Raw genomic sequence first — 16,003 nt, 5'->3', positions numbered from 1 at the left:
GCCGGCGCCGGAAACAAGGGTCAGACCCTCGGGTCTGACCCTAGGTTTTTTGCCTGCGGGTTTTCTCAACCGGGCGGCGTCTGCGGCAGGCGCACGGTGAAGCGGGTGCCCTTGCCCAGCTCGGAGACCACCTCGATCTTGCCGCCGTGCTTGTTGACGATGCCGTAGGACAGCGACAGGCCCAGCCCGGTGCCGCTGCCCACCGGCTTGGTGGTGAAGAAGGGCTCGAAGATGCGGTTCAGGTGCTCGGGCGCGATGCCGCCGCCGGTGTCGGCCACCTCCACCCAAACCCAGCCGTCGGCGGCGCCGGTGCTGATGCTGATCGTGCCGCGCTCCTTGATGGCGTGGCCGGCGTTGACCAAGAGGTTCATGAACACCTGGTTCAGCTGCGAGGCCAGGCACTTGATCGGCGGCAGCACGCCGTAGTGCTTCTCGATGCTGGCCTTGTACTTGAGCTCGTTGCTGACGATGTTCAGCGTGCTGTCCAGGCCCTGGTGCAGGTCGGCGATCTGCCACTCGGTCTCGCCGACGTGGGAAAAGTCCTTCAGCGCCTGGACGATGTCCTTGACCCGCTTGAGCCCGTCCATCGACTCGCGCACCAGGTCGGTCACGTCCTCCTTGAGGAAGTCCAGGTCGGCGCGCTGGCGCAGCGCCGCCAGCTGCGGCGCCAGCGCCGGATGGGCGGCGGCGGCCTGCTCGTACTGCGCCAGCACGCCGAACAGGGTGCCGACATAGTTTTGCAGCGAGCCCATGTTGGAGTTGACGAAGCCCACCGGGTTGTTGATCTCGTGGGCGATGCCGGCCGCCAGCTGGCCGATCGAGGCCATCTTCTCCGACTGCAGCAGCTGGTCGTGCGCCTCGCTGAGCTTGCCGATCAGCAGTTGCTGCTCCTCGCCCTTGGCCTGCAGCGCCTCCTCCATCTTCTTGCGGCTGGTGATGTCGGTCAGCGCGCCGATCACCTCGAGCGGCGCGCCCTGCTCGTCGCGCACCAGGCGCAGGCTGTCGTGCATCCACAGGTAGGAGCCGTCGGCGGTGCGGAAGCGGTACTCGTAGGCGCGCTGGCCCTCGGTAAACACCAGCGCCAGGCTGGAGAAGATGGCCGGCGCGTCGTCCGGGTGGATGTGGTCGAACCAGAAGTTGGGGTCGGCCACCATGTCCTCCGGCCGGTAGCCGAGCAGGTGCAGCGCGTTGTTGCTGACGAAGGTCATCTTGAAGTCGCCGCTGGGCACCGTGCTGTAGATGATGGCCGGGGTGTTGTCGACCAGGTATTGCAGCCGCACCAGCGGCGAGGCGGCCTCGGCCGGCACGCTGGCGGCGGCCGGCGACGGCGATGAAAAAAACTCGAATTCCTCGAATTGCATGGCGCTGTTCTCGCTTCGCTACGCTACCGCTCCAACCTGGAGCCGGGGCGCGGTGGGTGCGGCGAACATGCATGCAGGCAACGCGACTAGCTCCGATTATGCCTCAATTCCGCCGCGCCAACATACAATTCACCACCCCGCCGCGTGGCTGTGTGGCGCCGCCGGCGCAGTGTCCGCCTGCTCCGGCGGCGGCGCGGCCTGCCATTGGCGCGGGTCGACCCGGTAGTACTGGGCGAACTCGGCGAACAGCTCGGCGTGGTGCTCGGCCATCTGCCAGGGTTTTTCGAAGAAGGTCTCGGTGGCGACGGCGAAGAACTCGGCCGGGTTGGTGGCGCCGTAGTGGTCGATCACCGTGCGCTGGCGGTGCATGGCGTGGAAGCGCAGGTGCTGGTAGTCGCGCTGCAACACCTCGGACCAGTTGCGGTAGCTGTCCGGACTGCCCAGGTAGGGCGCGCCGTTGGCGCGGCCGGACTCGCTGTCGAGCTGGTGGGCGAACTCGTGCAGCACCACGTTCTGGCCGTCGCTCCAGTCGGCCGTGCCGCGCCGCACGGCGTCCCAGGCCAGCACCACGCGGCCGTCGTCCCAGGACTCGCCGAGCATGCTGCTGCGGCCCGGCGTGACCACGCCGCCCGGGCCGACCTGGTCGCGCTTGGCGACGAACTCGCCCGGATACAACAGGATGGTGTGCAGGGCCGGATACACCTTGCTGGGCCGGTTGAGCAGCAGCAGGCAGGCCTGGGCGGCGATGGTGACGGCCATCTCGTCGCTGAGCTCGAGGCCGGCGCAGCCGATGAACTTCTTTTGATGGAGGAATTGGACGACCAGCCGGTGCAGCTGGGCCTGCAGCTCGGGCGCCATGCGGCCGACCACCGGCACGTTGCGGCGCAGGATCTCCAGCGCGGCCGGCGGCAGCGGCCGCGCCAACACGCGGCGCAGGCGCCAGCGCGGCCAGAGCACGGGCAGGAGGACGGCCAGCGCCGACAAGGCGATCAAGATGAGTTGCTCTGGCATGCGGCGGGTCCGTCCGGTGGCGTGGGTGGGGCCGACGGCGCGCACGCGCCCGGCCAGTCCACCGCAAGTGGGGGAACTTGCCGACAATTCAAGCACCGATTGCCCGCCGACGCAAATCGGCCGGCGGCGCCTGGCGCGGCCGGCGCTGTGTGCGGTCCGGTTTGCGGTCCGGTTGGCGGCCCGGTTGGCGGCCCGGCGGCTAGGACTGCTCCTTCTGTTGCGACGGCGCCATGCCGAACAGGGCCGCCACCAGCGGGTCGCGCATCACCGGCGCGCGGTTGACGCGGATCGCATAGTGGGTGTCGTCGGCCAGGATGTGGAAGTGGCGGCCGCTGCCGGCCATGTGCTGCTCGCGCAGGCCGGGGCGCTCCTTGCGCGGCGGCGCGCCCTCGCGCTTGGGCTGGACGATGGCGGCCAGGAAGGCGCGCACCCGGTCCGGGTCCGGCGTCAGCTGGTAGACCGCCTTGCCCAGATAGGTGGCGGTGCCCTCGATGTAGCGGGCCAGCTCGATCACGCCGGCCTCGCGCAGGTCGCGGATGTACTTGCGCGCGCCGGACGGCGAAAACTTCAGGAACCAGGCGATCTCGTCGGCCAACATCTCGTGCATCGACAGCTCGCCGATCAACTTCTGCATGTTCTCGATGCGCCGCAGCGTCGCCGAGGTCGAGCGCACCCGCTCGATCGGCGCCATCGACAGCGGCGCGCGTTGCAGCGGCTGCAGCGCCGGACGCTCGACCAGCGCCAGCTTGCCATGCTGGCGGGAGGCGCCATCGCGATGCTCTGGCCGCGCCGCCGTGCCGGCGTCGACGGCCGGACGAGTTTGTCTGATTGCATGCATTTGAACACTCCTTATAACAATTGCCGGGATAACGGACTGGGGCGGGGCGATGGCGCCAGCGACGTTCTCTACATCTGCCACAAGATTGCCATTTCCGGCCACACCGGTCTGTGCGTCAACGAACATAAAACGCAATCAACACATCGATCCGCAGGGAATACTGCCTTCGGTTGCCCGGGGAAACTGACGGCGCCGGGCGCCGCCTCCCTGTACTTTGGATGCCGCCGCGGCGCCGGGGTTCCCGCCGCGCCGACGCGGCGGCGAAATAAGCCGGCCATCCGTGGCGGATTTGACACGCCGCAAAGCTACGTGCGGCAGCGCACCGACCCGCCGCGGCAAGCTGCCTATTCTCGGCTGCAACGCAGGGACAAGCGTCCGCTTGCCGCCCGGCCAGCCGCGCCACCATCCACCACCGGAGCCTATTTGTGAAACTCGCCCCCCCCTTCCACCGCCTGGCCCTCGCCGCCGCCGTCCTTTGCGCCGGCGCCGCCCACGCCGCCGACGCCGACATCAACCCCTCCTGGTATGTCCAACCGAGCCTGAACGCGATGAAGCCGGACGCCGACTTCGGCGTCGACCAGCGCGGCTACGGCCTCGGCCTGAAGTTCGGCAAGCCGGTGGCCGACGCCTGGGACCTGCAGATGGGCACCACCTACGCCCGCTCGCGCGCGAACGGCGAGCGCTACCGGCAGAACACGCTGGGCGTCGACGCCCTCTACCTGTTCTCGCGCAAGACCTTGCGTCCCTTCGTCCTGCTCGGCGTCGGCGCCGAGCGCGACAAGGCGCAGTTGAACGGCATCGGCGAACGCAGCCGCACCTCGCCCTACCTGAGCGCCGGCGTCGGCGTCCAGTCCTCGCTGAGCGAGCAGTGGTCGCTGCAGGCCGACCTGCGCACGGTGCACGGCTTCCTCCGTGGCCGGGACTTCCCCAACAGCAAAAGCAACAACTACTACCTGACGGTCGGCCTGAACTACGCCTTCGACAAGCCGGCGCCGCCACCGCCGCCGGCCGCGCCGCCGCGCGTCGAGACGCCGCCGGCGCCGCCGCCGGCACCGTTGCCGCCGCCGCCCGCGCCGGCCCGCTTCGAGAAGGTGACCCTGTCGGCCACCGAGCTGTTCGGCTTCGACAGCGCCGCCCTGGCGCCGCGCCAGGACAAGCTCGACGAGATCGCCAGCCTGCTCAACGCCAACGCCGGTGTCGACCGGGTCACCATCAGCGGCTACACCGACCGCCTCGGCGCGGCCAAGCACAACCAGAAGCTGTCGCAGCAGCGCGCCGACGCCGTCAAGGCCTACCTGGTCGGCAAGGGGGTCGCGGCGCCGCGCCTGAACGCCGTCGGCAAGGGCACGCAGAACCCCGTGGCGAGCTGTAGCAACAAGAAGCGCGTCGAGCTGATCGCCTGCCTGGAGCCGAACCGCCGCGTCGAGGTCGAGCAGATCACCATCGAACGCCGCGTGCCGTAACGGCGCCGGCGCGGCCGCCATGATGGAAGCACACCCCGCCCCGCCGCCGGCCACGGCGCCGCCGCCCGCCACGCTGCTGACGGTGGCGCGCGCCACGCTGCGCGACTGGCTGGCCCACCACGCCGCCAGCAAGGGCGCCGCGCTGGCCTTCTACACCCTGTTCTCGCTGGCGCCGATGCTGCTGCTGGTGCTCGGCGTGGCCGGCTTCTTCTACGGCGAGCAGGCGGCGCGCGGCGAGTTGTTCCTGCAACTGCGCGGCCTGCTCGGCAACCAGGGCGCCCAGGCGGTGCAACTGGTGCTGGCCGGCGCCCACGACCGCGAGCAGGGCCGCCTGGCCGCGCTGCTGGCCGGCGCCCTGCTGCTGCTCGGCGCCACCAGCGTGTTCGCCGAACTCAAGGAAAGCCTGGACCTGATCTGGCAAGTCGCCCCGCCCAAGCACGGCGGCCTGTGGGAATTGCTGCGCACCCGCCTGCTGTCCTTCGGCATGGTGCTGGTGCTGGCCTTCCTGCTGATGGTGTCGCTGGTGGTCAGCGCCCTGTTGACGCTGCTCGAACACTACGCCAACGGCATCTGGCGCGACGCCGCCCCGCTGCTGGCCCTGCTCAACGGCCTGCTCGGCTTCGCCGTCATCACCGCCCTGTTCGCCGCCATCTTCAAATGGCTGCCGCGCGCCCGCCTGTCCTGGCGCGACGTGCTGGTGGGCGCCTTCGGCACGGCGCTGCTGTTCACGCTGGGCAAAAACGCGATCGGCGCCTACATCGGCAACAGCGGCGTCGGCGACAGCTTCGGCGCGGCCGGCTCGCTGGCCGCGCTGTTGATGTGGGTCTACTATTCGGCGCAGATCTTCTTCCTCGGCGCCGAGTTCGCCCGCCAGTACGCCTTGCAAATGGGTAGTCTGCGGCCCCGTCCGCCGGGGCCGCCACGGGCGCCGCCGGGAAAACTCTAGGCGTTGGGCAAGTCCTGTTTCCGCAGGGCCAGCACAAATTGTTCCCGCGCGTCATGACTTGGCGCAAACGGTGACAAAGTGTGTACATATGCTTGCCGAATAGGATTAATATTGCCTTTGCAAGCTGCCTGAAAGCCAGTCCTCGAGGAGAATGCATGACTACAACAGGAGCGCGCCCCCGCATCCTGATCGTCGACGACGAGGCGGCGCACATGCAAGCGCTGTGCGACACCTTGCGCAACCACGATTACGACACCTGCGGCTACGCCTCCGGCGACGCCGCCCTGGCCTCGCTGCAGGCCGGCGGCTACGACCTGCTGCTGGCCGACCTGATGATGCCGGGCATGGACGGCATCGCCCTGGTGCAGGCGGCGCGCCTGTGCGACCCCGACCTGGCCTGCATCATCATGACCGGCGAGGGCACCATCGCCTCGGCGGTGCGCGCCATGAAGGTCGGCGCGCTCGACTACATCATCAAGCCCTTCAAGGTCTCCACCATCCTGCCGATCCTGGCGCGCGCGCTCGACACGCGCGCCCTGCGCATGGCCAACGCCCGCCTCGAGCAGCGCCTGCGCGAGCACGCCGCCGAGTTGCACGCCGTCAACCAGGACCTCGAACAGGCGCGCCGCCAGGCCGAGCGCGCCAGCCAGGAGAAGTCGACCTTCCTGTCGAACATGAGCCACGAGCTGCGCACCCCGCTCAACGCCATCATCGGCTTCGCCCAGATCCTCACCTCGGACAAGCTGCCCTCCTCGCCGCAGGAGAAGAAGGTGTTCTCCAACCACATCCTGCAGTCCGGCCGCCACCTGCTGACCCTGATCAACGAGATCCTCGACCTGGCCAAGGTCGAGGCCGGCATGATGAGCCTGTCGCTCGAGCCGGTGCCGCTGGCCGAGGTGTTGCAGGAGTGCCAGGTGATGCTCGAGCCGCAGGCGGCCAAGGGCGCCATCGCGCTGCGCTTCGGGCCGGCCGGCAACCAGCACGTGCTGGCCGACCGCACCCGCCTCAAGCAGATCCTCATCAACCTGCTGTCGAACGCCGTCAAGTACAACCGCGAGGGCGGCACGGTCGAGGTCAGCTGCGCCCAGGCGGAAAAGGGCCGCATCCGCATCTCGGTGGCCGACAACGGCGCCGGCCTCGACAGCCGGCAGATGGCCGCCATCTTCCAGCCCTTCAACCGGCTGGGCCAGGAGACCACCGGCGCCGAGGGCACCGGCATCGGCCTGGTGCTGAGCAAGCGCCTGGTCGAGGCGATGCAGGGGGCGATCGGCTTCGCCAGCACGCAGGGCGTCGGCAGCACCTTCTGGATCGAGCTGGGGCGCTGCGCCCCGGCCGAGGCGCGCGGCGCCGAGCCCGGCTACGCCATCCTGCCGGCGCCGTCCGGCGCGGCCGGGGCGGCCGGGCACGGCCGCAAGAAGCTGCTCTACGTCGAGGACAACGCGGCCAACCTGCAGGTGGTGCGCGAGCTGCTGCTGCGCCGCCGCGACGACCTCGAGCTGCTGGTCGCCGGCGACGGCCAGCGCGCCCTCGAGCTGGCGCGCCGCCACCAGCCGCAGCTGATCATGCTGGGCCTGAACCTGCCCGGCCTGGACGGCGCCGCCACCCGCCGCCTGCTGCACGAGGACCCGCGCACCGCCCACATCCCGGTGATCGCCATCACCGCCAGCGCGCGGCCGGGCGACGTGCTGCCCGGCCTGGTGGCCGGCTTCTTCCGCTACATCAGCAAGCCGCTCGACCTGCACGCCTTCGGCGAGGCGATCGACAGCGCGCTGCGGGTCGGCGCCAGCTGCAATGAGTAAGCGCCACGGCGCCGCGCCGCCTTGGCGCACGGCGGCGCGCCAAGGCGGCGCGCTCAACCCGGCGCTGGCCGCCGGCCTGCTGCTGCTGGTGCTGCTGACGGCGCTGGCGGCGGTGGCCGCGCGCTCGGCCTGGGTGGCGCGCCAGGCGCCGCCGCCGGCCCCGCTCGAGCCGCTGGCCATCGCCACCAACACCGCCTACGCCGGCACCTGCCCGGTGCTGGCGGCCCAGGCCAGGGGCTATTTCCGCCAGCAGGGCATCGTCGCCACGGTGCTGTCGCGCTCGAGCGGCAAGGCGGCGATGGAGGCGGTGCTGCAGGGCCAGGCCAACGTCGCCACCGTGGCCGACATCCCGGTCATGTTCGCCGGCCTGAACGACGTGCCGGTGGCGGTCATCGCCAGCATCTTCCGCACCGAGCGCGACCACGGCGTGGTCGGCCGCCGCGACCGCGGCGTGCGCGACCCGGCCAGCCTGAAGGGCAAGCGCATCGGCGTCACCCTCGACACCTCCGGCCACTTCGCCCTGAACGCGCTGATCAACCGCCAGGGCCTGGCGCCCGACGAGGTCAAGATGCGCAACTACAAGCCCGAGGAGCTCGGCCCGGCGCTGGCGCGCGGCGAGATCGACGCCGCCGCCGGCTGGGAGCCGATGCTCGGCGCCATGCTGGCCGAACAGGGCGGCAACGGCGTCGCCTTCAACAGCGCCGACATCTACGAGAGCCTGTACATGGTGGCCGGCCTGCGCGACTACATCGCCGCCCACCCGGCCAGCATGCAGCGCCTGCTGCGCGCGCTGATCGACGGCGCCCGCTTCTGCGCCGAGCAGCCGGCGGCCGCCCAGGCCCTGCTGGTGTCGGTGGCGCGCCACGACGCCGACCAACTCAAGGCCGGCTGGCCCGGCTACCACTTCGCCGTCGCGCTCGACCAGGGCCTGTTGCTGGCGCTCGAGGACGAGGCGCGCTGGGCCATGAAAAACCAGCTGACGCCGCGCAGCGACATGCCCAACTACCTGAACTACCTGTACCTGGACGGCCTGCGCGCGGTCGCGCCGGCCGCCGTCACCGTCATCCATTGAGAAGGGCACCGTGAAGATCTCCACCCGCCTCACCCTGGCCGGCCTGTCGTCGGTGGTCGTGGTCGCGCTGATCCTGGCCGTGCTGGCCTCGAGCACGCTGCAGATGCGCCGCGAGCTGGCGCGCAACGAGGACGCCGGCGAGGTGCTCAGCGGCGTCACCGCGCTGCGCTACCTGCTGCTCGAGTACGTGCTGCGCCACGAGGAGCGCACCGCCGCCCAGTGGCAGTTGCGCAGCGACTCGCTGGGCGCCCTGCTGGCCGCGCCCACCGAGTTCGCCGGCACCGACGACGAGCGCGTCATCACCGGCCTGCGCGCCAGCCACCAGGGCGTGGCCCACCTGTTCGAGCTGCTCTCGCACAACCACGACGAGCTGCGCCGCGACAAGAGCAAGGCCGAGGTGCTCGAGGAGCTCGAGTCGCGCCTGGCCGGCCAGATCACCAACAAGACCCAGGCCATGATCACCGCCGCGCTGCGCCTGTCCGAGCGCAGCCGCGAGGGCGTCGCCCAGGCCCAGCAGCGCGCCAACGCCGCCCTGCTGGGGGCCGGCGCGGTGGTGCTGCTGTTCGTCGGCCTGACCGCGCTGATCACCCTGCGCAGCGTGATCCGCCCGCTGGCCCGGCTGCGCGAGGGCACCCGCATCGTCGGCGCCGGCAACCTCGACTTCGTGGTCGGCCTCGCCAGCCGCGACGAGATCGGCGAGCTGGCGCGCGCCTTCGACTCGATGACGGCGCGGCTGCGCCAGACCACCGTCTCGCGCGACGAGCTGGGCCGCAGCAACGACGCCCTGCACGCCGAGGTGGCGGTGCGCCAGCAGGCCGAGCAGAAGGTGCACGCCCAGGTCGGCCGGCTCAACCTGCTGCACCAGATCACCCGCTCGGTGGGCGAGCGGCTCGACCTGCGCAGCATCTTCCAGGTGGTCATCCGCAGCCTGGAGGACCAGCTGCCGGTCGACTTCTGCTGCATCTGCCTGTACGACCAGGCGCAGAACCTGCTGGTGGTGACCAGCGTCGGCCTGCGCAGTGAGGCGCTGGCGCAGGAGTTCTCGATGACCGAGCACAGCCAGGTGGCGATCGACGAGAACGGCCTGTCGCAGTGCGTCCGCGGCCACCTGGTCTACGAGGCCGACATCGCCGACGCGCCCTTCCCCTTCCCGCGGCGCCTGGCGCGCGGCAACCTGCGCGCCCTGGTGATGGCGCCGCTGCTGGCCGAGAGCACGGTGTTCGGCGTGCTGGTGGCGGCGCGCCACGCCGCCGCCAGCTTCTCCAGCGGCGAGTGCGAGTTCCTGCGCCAGCTCAGCGAGCACGTCGGCCTGGCCGCCAACCAGGCCCAGCTGTACGGCGCGCTGCAGCGCGCCTACGACGACATCCGCCAGACCCAGCAGTCGGTGATGCAGCAGGAGCGCCTGCGCGCCCTCGGCCAGATGGCCAGCGGCATCGCCCACGACATCAACAACGCCATCTCGCCGGTCGCCCTGTACACCGAGTCGCTGCTCGAGACCGAGCCGGAACTGAGCCGGCGCACGCGCGACTGCCTGGGCATCATCAAGCGCGCCATCGACGACGTCGCCGCCACCGTGGCGCGCATGCGCGAGTTCTACCGCCAGCGCGAGCCGCAGCTGAGCCTGCTGCCGGTCGACGCCAACCAGCTGGTGCGCCAGGTGGTCGACCTGACGCGGGCGCGCTGGAGCGACATGCCGCTGCAGCGCGGCATCGTCATCACCCTGGCGCTCGAGCTGGCCGCCGAGCTGCCGCCGGTGATGGGCATCGAGGGCGAGATCCGCGAGGCCCTCACCAACCTGATCTTCAACGGCGTCGACGCCATGCCCGACGGCGGCACGCTGACCCTGCGCACCCGCCTGGCGCCGGCGCCGGCCGGCACCGCCTCCCTGCCGCATGTCGCCATCGAGGTGGCCGACAGCGGCGTCGGCATGAGCGAGGCGACGCGCCGGCGCTGCCTCGAACCGTTCTTCACCACCAAGGGCGAGCGCGGCACCGGCCTGGGCCTGGCGATGGTCTACGGCATGACCGAGCGCCACGGCGCCAGCATCGAGATCGACACCGCGCTGCACAAGGGCACCACCTTGCGCCTGAACTTCCTCGCCCAGGGCGCCGGCGCCGACGGCGCCGCCGCGCCCAGCAACTACCAGATCCCGGCCAACCTGCGCATCCTGGTGGTCGACGACGACCCGATGGTGCTCAAGTCGCTGCGCGACATCCTCGAGATCGACGGCCACGAGGTGGTCGCCGCCGACGGCGGCCAGGCCGGCATCGACCACTTCAACCGCGCCATCGACGCCGGCGCCGGCTACTCGGTGGTCATCACCGACCTCGGCATGCCCTACATCGACGGCCGCAAGGTGGCCAGCGCGATCAAGCAGCGCGCCCCGCACACCCCGGTGATCCTGCTGACCGGCTGGGGCCAGCGCCTGGTCAGCGACGGCGACAACCCGATGTACGTCGACTGCGTGCTGAGCAAGCCGCCCAAGCTGCGCGAGCTGCGCGAGGGCCTGTGCAAGGTGCTGCGCAGCGCCGCCACGGTGGCCTGAGCCGGCCGCCGCCGCGGCGCGCCGGGCCGGCTACTCGCCGAGCAGCTCGGCGAGCACCTCCATGCCCTGCACGCGCTCGGCCACCACCTTCAGGATGGCGGTCAGCGGCACGCCCAGCAGCAGGCCCCAGGCGCCCCACAACCAGCCCCAGAACAGCAGGCTGACGAACACCGCCGCCGGGTTCATGCGCGCCGCCCGCCCGGTCATCCAGGTCGTCACCAGCGTGCCGACCAGGGTCGCCACGGCCAGCGAGGCGCCGCCCGCCAGCAGCGCCATGCGCAGCGACTCGAACTGCAGCAGCGCCGCCAGCGCCACCGCGCAGGTGGTCAGCAGCGGGCCGACATACGGCATCACGTGCAGCAGGCCCGACAGGATGGCCCAGGCGCCGGCGTTCTCCAGGCCGAGCAGGCGCAGCGCGCCCCACATCAGCAGCGCCAGCAGCGCGTTGCTGACCAACAGCATGAACATATAGCGCTGCACCGACAGGTTGATGTCCTCCAGGATGTGCACGGTGATCCTCTTCTGCGTCAGCGACGGTCCGGTCAGCTTGACCAGTTTGCGCTTGAAGGTGTCGCCCGACAGCAGCAGGAAGTAGACCAGGAACACCACCATGGTGGCCTGGCCGACGATGCCGGCCAGGCCCATCGAGCCGGCCCAGATCCAGTCGCCCAGGCGGAACGGCGCGCCGGCGGCCGGCGCCGGCGCTTGCGCCTGGCGCGCGGCGCGGCGCGCCTGGCCGCCGGCGGTGGCCTGCTGCAGCTCGGTGGCGGCGGCCTGCAACTGGCGCATGGTGCTGGCGCCCTGGCCGACCCGCTCGGACAGCAGGCGGGCCAGCTTGTGGCTGGTCTCCGGCACCGCCTCGACGATGGCTTGGAACTCGCCGTGCACGCGCTCGACCACCAGCACGCCGCCGCCCAGGATGGCCAGGGTCAGCAGCGTGGCGCCGAGCGGGCGGGCGACGCGGCGCGCCGCCAGCCAGCACAGCACCGGATTGAGCGTGTAGGAGATCAGGATGCCCAGCAGCAGCGGCACCAGGAAGGGCCGCGCCCACTGCAGCGCGTACAACAGCGCGACGCAGGCGATCACGCCCAGCGCCAGGCCGCGCGCGTGCACGTGCAGCGGCAGGCGCGCGCTGCTGCCCGGCGCGGCGGCGGCGCCATCGGCGGGCACGGCGGCGGGTGCGACAAGCATCGCGGCGGCGGGCGCGGCGCTATCGGCGGCATCGACGGTAGGGACGGCGGGTGGCTGCTGGCTCATGCGCGCTCACAAAAAATGTTCGGGATAAAGCAAAGGCCGCTAGGGCGGCGGCCGTTGACGGCCCCTGCCCTGGCGGCCGGTGCGACGCTGGCCGGCGCGCGCGGCGCCGGCCCGCTCCACGCTTACTTGACGCGGATGTCGTTCTTCACCGCCATCACGCCCTTGACGCCACGGGCGATTTCGCCGGCCTTGGCGATGTCGGCCGGCTGGGCGACGAAGCCGCTCAGCTGCACGGTGCCCTTGAAGGTTTCGACGTTGATCTCGGTCGATTTCAGCGTCGGCTCGTTGAAGATGCTGGCCTTGACCTTGGTCGTGATGACCGAGTCGTCGACGTATTCGCCGGTGCCTTCCTTGGTGGAGGTCGAGGCGCAGCCGGCGGTGGCCAGCAGCGAGACGGTGAACAGGGCGGTAGCGATTTTATGGGCGAATTTCATGGTGATTCTCCTTGGGGGAATTGCGGTGGGACCAAAAGTGCTCATGGCGAGCGTTTCAACACCCGGCGTGTTGCTGAGCCGATGGAGATGTTTTACGCCCTTCGCCCCCGCCCCTCTGTTCGGTATCGAACACAGTGCGGTTTTTTCCTCGCCGCGCAAATGGCCCGGGCGGCGGCGGCAACGTTCGCCAGCGCACAGACCCGTGCCGGCCGCCGGTCTACTCTGGCCTGACACTTTTCAGGAGGACATCCTATGAACACCACCACCCCCATCGCCGCCGCGCTGCTGGCCGGCGCCGCCCTGCTCGGCGGCTGCGCCAGCACCGCGCCGCAACAGAGCTCCTACTCCTCGCAGGAGCAGAACATGGGCTACGGCACCATCGACTCGATCCAGGTGGTCGCCAGCAAGCCGGCCAATAGCGGCGCCGGCGCCGTCGCCGGCGGCCTGGTCGGCGCCCTGCTGGGCAACCAGATCGGCTCGGGCGGCGGCCGCACCGCCGCCACCGTGGCCGGCGCCGTCGGCGGCGCCGTGGTCGGCAACCAGGTCGAGGGCAACCGCGCCCAGGCGCGCGACGCCTACCAGATCAGCGTGCGCATGGACAACGGCGACTACCGCATCGTCACCCAGGACAGCGTCTACGACCTGCGCGTGGGCAACCGCGTGCGCCTGGTCGACGGCCGCGTCTACCGCTACTAATCCGGCTGTCGAGCGCCGCCACCGCGCGCGCCGCGCCATCCCAACAAGGAGAACAAGATGGGCACACTGATTTTGATCATTCTGGTCCTGGCGCTGATCGGCGCCCTGCCGACCTGGCCGCACAGCCGCGGCTGGGGCTACGGCCCGAGCGGCATCACCGGCGTGATCGTCGTGATCCTGCTGATCATGCTGTTGACCGGCAGGCTGTAACCGCCCGGCTCAGGCCGGCGCCGGCGCCGCCACCTGGTGCGGCGGCAGCTCGTGCACCACCAGCGGCGTGTCCTCGGTGACGAAGGACAGCCAGCCGGCCGCCTTGATGGCGCGCATCGCGTCCTGGTAGCCCTGGTCCCAGCGCCACTCGATCGAGCCGCGCGAGAAGTTGATGTCCTTGGCCGCCATGTGCCAGTCGCGCCCGGCGTAGGGCAGGCGCACGATGTGCAACGTGGTGCCGCTGCCCAGCTCGGCGAGTTCGCGCGCGCTCTGCGCGCTCTTGGCCGAGTCCGGCAAGGCGGCGTACAGCTGGCGCAGCCGGTGGCGCATGTTATGGGTCGCCACGTAGTCCTCGATGTGGCGCTTCGAGCGCGAGGCGAAGGTGACGTCCTTGGCCCGCGTCTGCACCTCGTCGAGGGTGGTCGGCTCGTCGCCCTCGGCGCTCCACAGGTCGACCATGAAGCACAGCGTGTCGACGTGCGACGGGTCGTCCAGCACCGTCTCGAGCGGGGTGTTCGAATACAGGCCGCCGTCCCAGAACAGCTCGCCGTCTATGCGCACCGCCGGAAAGCCCGGCGGCAGCGCGCCGCTGGCGCGGATGTGGTCGGCCCCCAGCGCGCCCTCCTTGCTGTCGAAGCACTTCAGCGTGCCGCACTTGACGCGCAAGGCGTTGACGGTCAGCCGCATGCCGCCCGGCGCGTTCAGGTAGTCGAAGTCGACCAGCTCCTCGATCGTTTCGCCCAGCTCGCTGGTGTCGTAGAAGCTGGCCTGCTCGGGCGCCACCGCCATGCCCATGCCGAACAGGCTGAGCAGGCGCGGCTTGAAGAAGCCCGGCACGCCGCGCACGATGGTGTCCCAGCTCTGCAGCCAAATGTTGGCGCGGCGCTGCTGGTCGGGGATGCGGGCCATGTCGACCGGGTCGTCGTGGGCGATGCGCTGCCAGAACGCCTTCAGCTTGAGCAGCCGCGACTGCTTCGGGTTGCCGGCCAGGATGGCGGCGTTGATGGCGCCGATCGAGGTGCCGACGATCCAGTCGGGCACCAGGTCGTGCTCGTGCAGCGCGTGGTAGACGCCGGCCTGGTAGGCGCCCAGCGCGCCGCCGCCCTGCAGCACCAGCACCACGCGCAGCCCGGCGGGATTGAGGGGGTGGATCTTCTCGGACAAATTGGCTCCTGCTGAAAAAAACGCCGCGCGGTGGCGGCGTTGGGGGCGTCGTCTAGTCGGCGACGTCGTTGTCGTCGGCCGCCTGCTCGGGCGCGCGCTGGCGCCGCAGCAGCCAGGCCGCGCCGGCGGCGACGGCCAGGCCGACGCCCAGCGCCGGCTTGAACAGGCGCTTGCGGACGATGAAGGAACCGAGCGTCAGCGCGTACGGCATCAACATCTTCAGGTTCACACCGCCCGGTCCGCCCGGCTGCAGCAGCGCGCCGAAACGCGCCTGCGCCAGGCCGACGGCATGCTCGACGGCGCCGTGCAGCAGCGCCTCCGGCCGCAGCGCCATGGCGACGCGCGCCTTGGCGTGCACCACGCCGATGCGGTACAGCTCGCCCTCGCCGATCAAACGCGCCTTGGCGGCCGCCAGGGCCGCCTGTTGGGCTTCTTTGCTCATGGTGTCACTCCCCGGTTACAACAACATGTCGCGGTCGGCCTTGATCTCGGCCATCGTCGCCGGCAGCGACAACTTGCCCTGGCGCACGATCGAGCGCGCGTACAGCGCCAGGCCCAGCGTGGCGAGGGCGAACAGCGCCGTCATCACCAGCAGGATCTTCCATCCCATCGCCTCCCAGGCCAGGTAGACCACGGTGGCGCTGCCGTAGGCGATGCAGAACCAGCAGGCCATCAGCGCCAGCGCGGCCACCACCACCAGCCGCAGCAGGTTGTTGCGCACCTCGGACAATTCGAGGGCGGCCAGCTCCAGCCGCGACAGCAACAGCCCGAGGCTGTTGCGCGTCATGGCGCCGAGCGAGGCGATCAGCCCGGCCGGATGGGGCGCGGCGGACTTGTCCATATCGTCGGCGTGCGCCACGATGGATTACTTGCGGCCCAGGATCACGCCGACCAGCAGGCCGATGCCGGCGGCGGCGGCGATCGAGCGCCACGGGTTTTCCTTGACGTACACGTCGGCCTGCTTGGCCATTTCCTTCGACGCCACCAGCGCGTTCTGCTGCGCCTCGTGCGCCTTGGCCAGCGCCGTGTCGAGCGCGCGCATGCCGCGGCCGCGCAGTTCCTCGGCCTTTTCGCCGGTCAGCGCGGTGGCGGCGGTAAACAGCGCCTGCGCGTCCTTCACCAGGGTTTTCACGTCGTTGTTCACGGTAGAGATATTGTTTTCCAGCATGATGTAGCTCCTGTTTTTAGTGGGAAAGTGAAAACCGTA

Annotated in this window: 17 protein-coding genes; 8 read left to right on the top strand and 9 right to left on the bottom strand. The window is 70.5% G+C overall.

Translation table 11 applies throughout. From position 1 onward, the window contains the following. Positions 1-65 precede the first annotated feature (65 nt). The 3 genes from BM252_RS14810 to BM252_RS14800 form a co-directional block, all read right to left on the bottom strand. Entirely contained in the window at positions 66-1,361 is a 1,296-nt protein-coding gene (locus BM252_RS14810) for an ATP-binding protein (protein ID WP_093388436.1), read from the bottom strand. Between the two features lie 129 nt (positions 1,362-1,490). Continuing rightward, entirely contained in the window at positions 1,491-2,372 is an 882-nt protein-coding gene (locus BM252_RS14805) for a M90 family metallopeptidase (RefSeq protein WP_093388512.1), read from the bottom strand. A gap of 199 nt (positions 2,373-2,571) precedes the next feature. Beyond that, a complete protein-coding gene (locus BM252_RS14800) occupies positions 2,572-3,210 on the bottom strand; it encodes a winged helix-turn-helix domain-containing protein (RefSeq protein ID WP_313872696.1) in 639 nt (212 codons plus the stop codon). Between BM252_RS14800 and BM252_RS30160 the strand changes: the two genes are divergently transcribed. The 6 genes from BM252_RS30160 to BM252_RS14775 all read left to right on the top strand — a co-directional run bounded on the left by BM252_RS30160 (position 3,205) and on the right by BM252_RS14775 (position 11,035). Continuing rightward, positions 3,205-3,639, top strand: coding sequence for a hypothetical protein (locus BM252_RS30160; RefSeq protein ID WP_174900538.1), 435 nt, complete (start codon positions 3,205-3,207; stop codon positions 3,637-3,639). The two genes, BM252_RS14800 and BM252_RS30160, sit on opposite strands and share 6 nt — an antisense overlap. Further along, positions 3,636-4,673: an OmpA family protein gene (locus BM252_RS14795; RefSeq protein WP_093388435.1), complete on the top strand. Its 1,038-nt coding sequence runs from the start codon at positions 3,636-3,638 to the stop codon at positions 4,671-4,673. Before BM252_RS30160 ends, BM252_RS14795 begins: the two co-directional genes overlap by 4 nt. Positions 4,674-4,695: 22 nt before the next feature. Beyond that, positions 4,696-5,619, top strand: a complete 924-nt coding sequence (locus BM252_RS14790; protein WP_174900542.1) for a YihY/virulence factor BrkB family protein — start codon at positions 4,696-4,698, stop codon at positions 5,617-5,619. 155 nt (positions 5,620-5,774) lie between these two features. Further along, positions 5,775-7,418, top strand: coding sequence for an ATP-binding response regulator (locus BM252_RS14785; protein ID WP_093388433.1), 1,644 nt, complete (start codon positions 5,775-5,777; stop codon positions 7,416-7,418). Further along, a complete protein-coding gene (locus BM252_RS14780; protein ID WP_093388432.1) occupies positions 7,411-8,490 on the top strand; it encodes an ABC transporter substrate-binding protein in 1,080 nt (359 codons plus the stop codon). Before BM252_RS14785 ends, BM252_RS14780 begins: the two co-directional genes overlap by 8 nt. A gap of 10 nt (positions 8,491-8,500) precedes the next feature. Beyond that, positions 8,501-11,035, top strand: coding sequence for a response regulator (locus tag BM252_RS14775; RefSeq protein ID WP_174900537.1), 2,535 nt, complete (start codon positions 8,501-8,503; stop codon positions 11,033-11,035). A 30-nt stretch (positions 11,036-11,065) separates the two neighbouring features. On the opposite strand, the gene BM252_RS14770 is transcribed toward BM252_RS14775, so the two are convergent. Both BM252_RS14770 and BM252_RS14765 read right to left on the bottom strand, forming a co-directional pair. Then, positions 11,066-12,292: an AI-2E family transporter gene (locus BM252_RS14770; protein ID WP_093388431.1), complete on the bottom strand. Its 1,227-nt coding sequence runs from the start codon at positions 12,290-12,292 to the stop codon at positions 11,066-11,068. 122 nt (positions 12,293-12,414) lie between these two features. Beyond that, positions 12,415-12,726, bottom strand: coding sequence for a BON domain-containing protein (locus BM252_RS14765; RefSeq protein WP_093388430.1), 312 nt, complete (start codon positions 12,724-12,726; stop codon positions 12,415-12,417). A 252-nt stretch (positions 12,727-12,978) separates the two neighbouring features. On the opposite strand from BM252_RS14765, the gene BM252_RS14760 reads away from it, so the two are divergent. Both BM252_RS14760 and BM252_RS14755 read left to right on the top strand, forming a co-directional pair. Continuing rightward, complete coding sequence (locus tag BM252_RS14760) at positions 12,979-13,422, top strand: outer membrane lipoprotein (protein WP_093388429.1); 444 nt, start codon at positions 12,979-12,981, stop codon at positions 13,420-13,422. 57 nt (positions 13,423-13,479) lie between these two features. After that, on the top strand, positions 13,480-13,632 hold the full coding sequence (locus tag BM252_RS14755; protein WP_093388428.1) for a DUF3309 domain-containing protein: 153 nt from the start codon (positions 13,480-13,482) through the stop codon (positions 13,630-13,632). Positions 13,633-13,641: 9 nt separating this feature from the next. Here BM252_RS14755 and BM252_RS14750 read toward each other — a convergent pair whose 3' ends face one another. Genes BM252_RS14750 through BM252_RS14735 form a run of 4 tightly spaced genes read right to left on the bottom strand, consistent with a single transcriptional unit; the run spans position 13,642 to position 15,964 of the window. Then, positions 13,642-14,796, bottom strand: a complete 1,155-nt coding sequence (locus BM252_RS14750; protein WP_245774264.1) for a patatin-like phospholipase family protein — start codon at positions 14,794-14,796, stop codon at positions 13,642-13,644. Positions 14,797-14,848: 52 nt separating this feature from the next. After that, positions 14,849-15,238, bottom strand: a complete 390-nt coding sequence (locus tag BM252_RS14745; protein ID WP_093388427.1) for a hypothetical protein — start codon at positions 15,236-15,238, stop codon at positions 14,849-14,851. A 15-nt stretch (positions 15,239-15,253) separates the two neighbouring features. Then, positions 15,254-15,655 carry a phage holin family protein gene (locus BM252_RS14740; protein WP_425442319.1) on the bottom strand — a complete coding sequence of 134 codons (402 nt, stop codon included), beginning with the start codon at positions 15,653-15,655 and terminating at the stop codon, positions 15,254-15,256. A 6-nt stretch (positions 15,656-15,661) separates the two neighbouring features. Beyond that, positions 15,662-15,964 carry an ElaB/YgaM/YqjD family protein gene (locus BM252_RS14735; RefSeq protein ID WP_093388425.1) on the bottom strand — a complete coding sequence of 101 codons (303 nt, stop codon included), beginning with the start codon at positions 15,962-15,964 and terminating at the stop codon, positions 15,662-15,664. Positions 15,965-16,003: the final 39 nt, after the last annotated feature.

The organism is Rugamonas rubra, assembly GCF_900114705.1.
Classification (GTDB): Bacteria; Pseudomonadota; Gammaproteobacteria; order Burkholderiales; family Burkholderiaceae_D; genus Rugamonas; species Rugamonas rubra.
The sequence above is the reverse complement of the archived record's forward strand: the minus strand, read 5'-3'. Positions and strand labels throughout refer to the sequence as shown.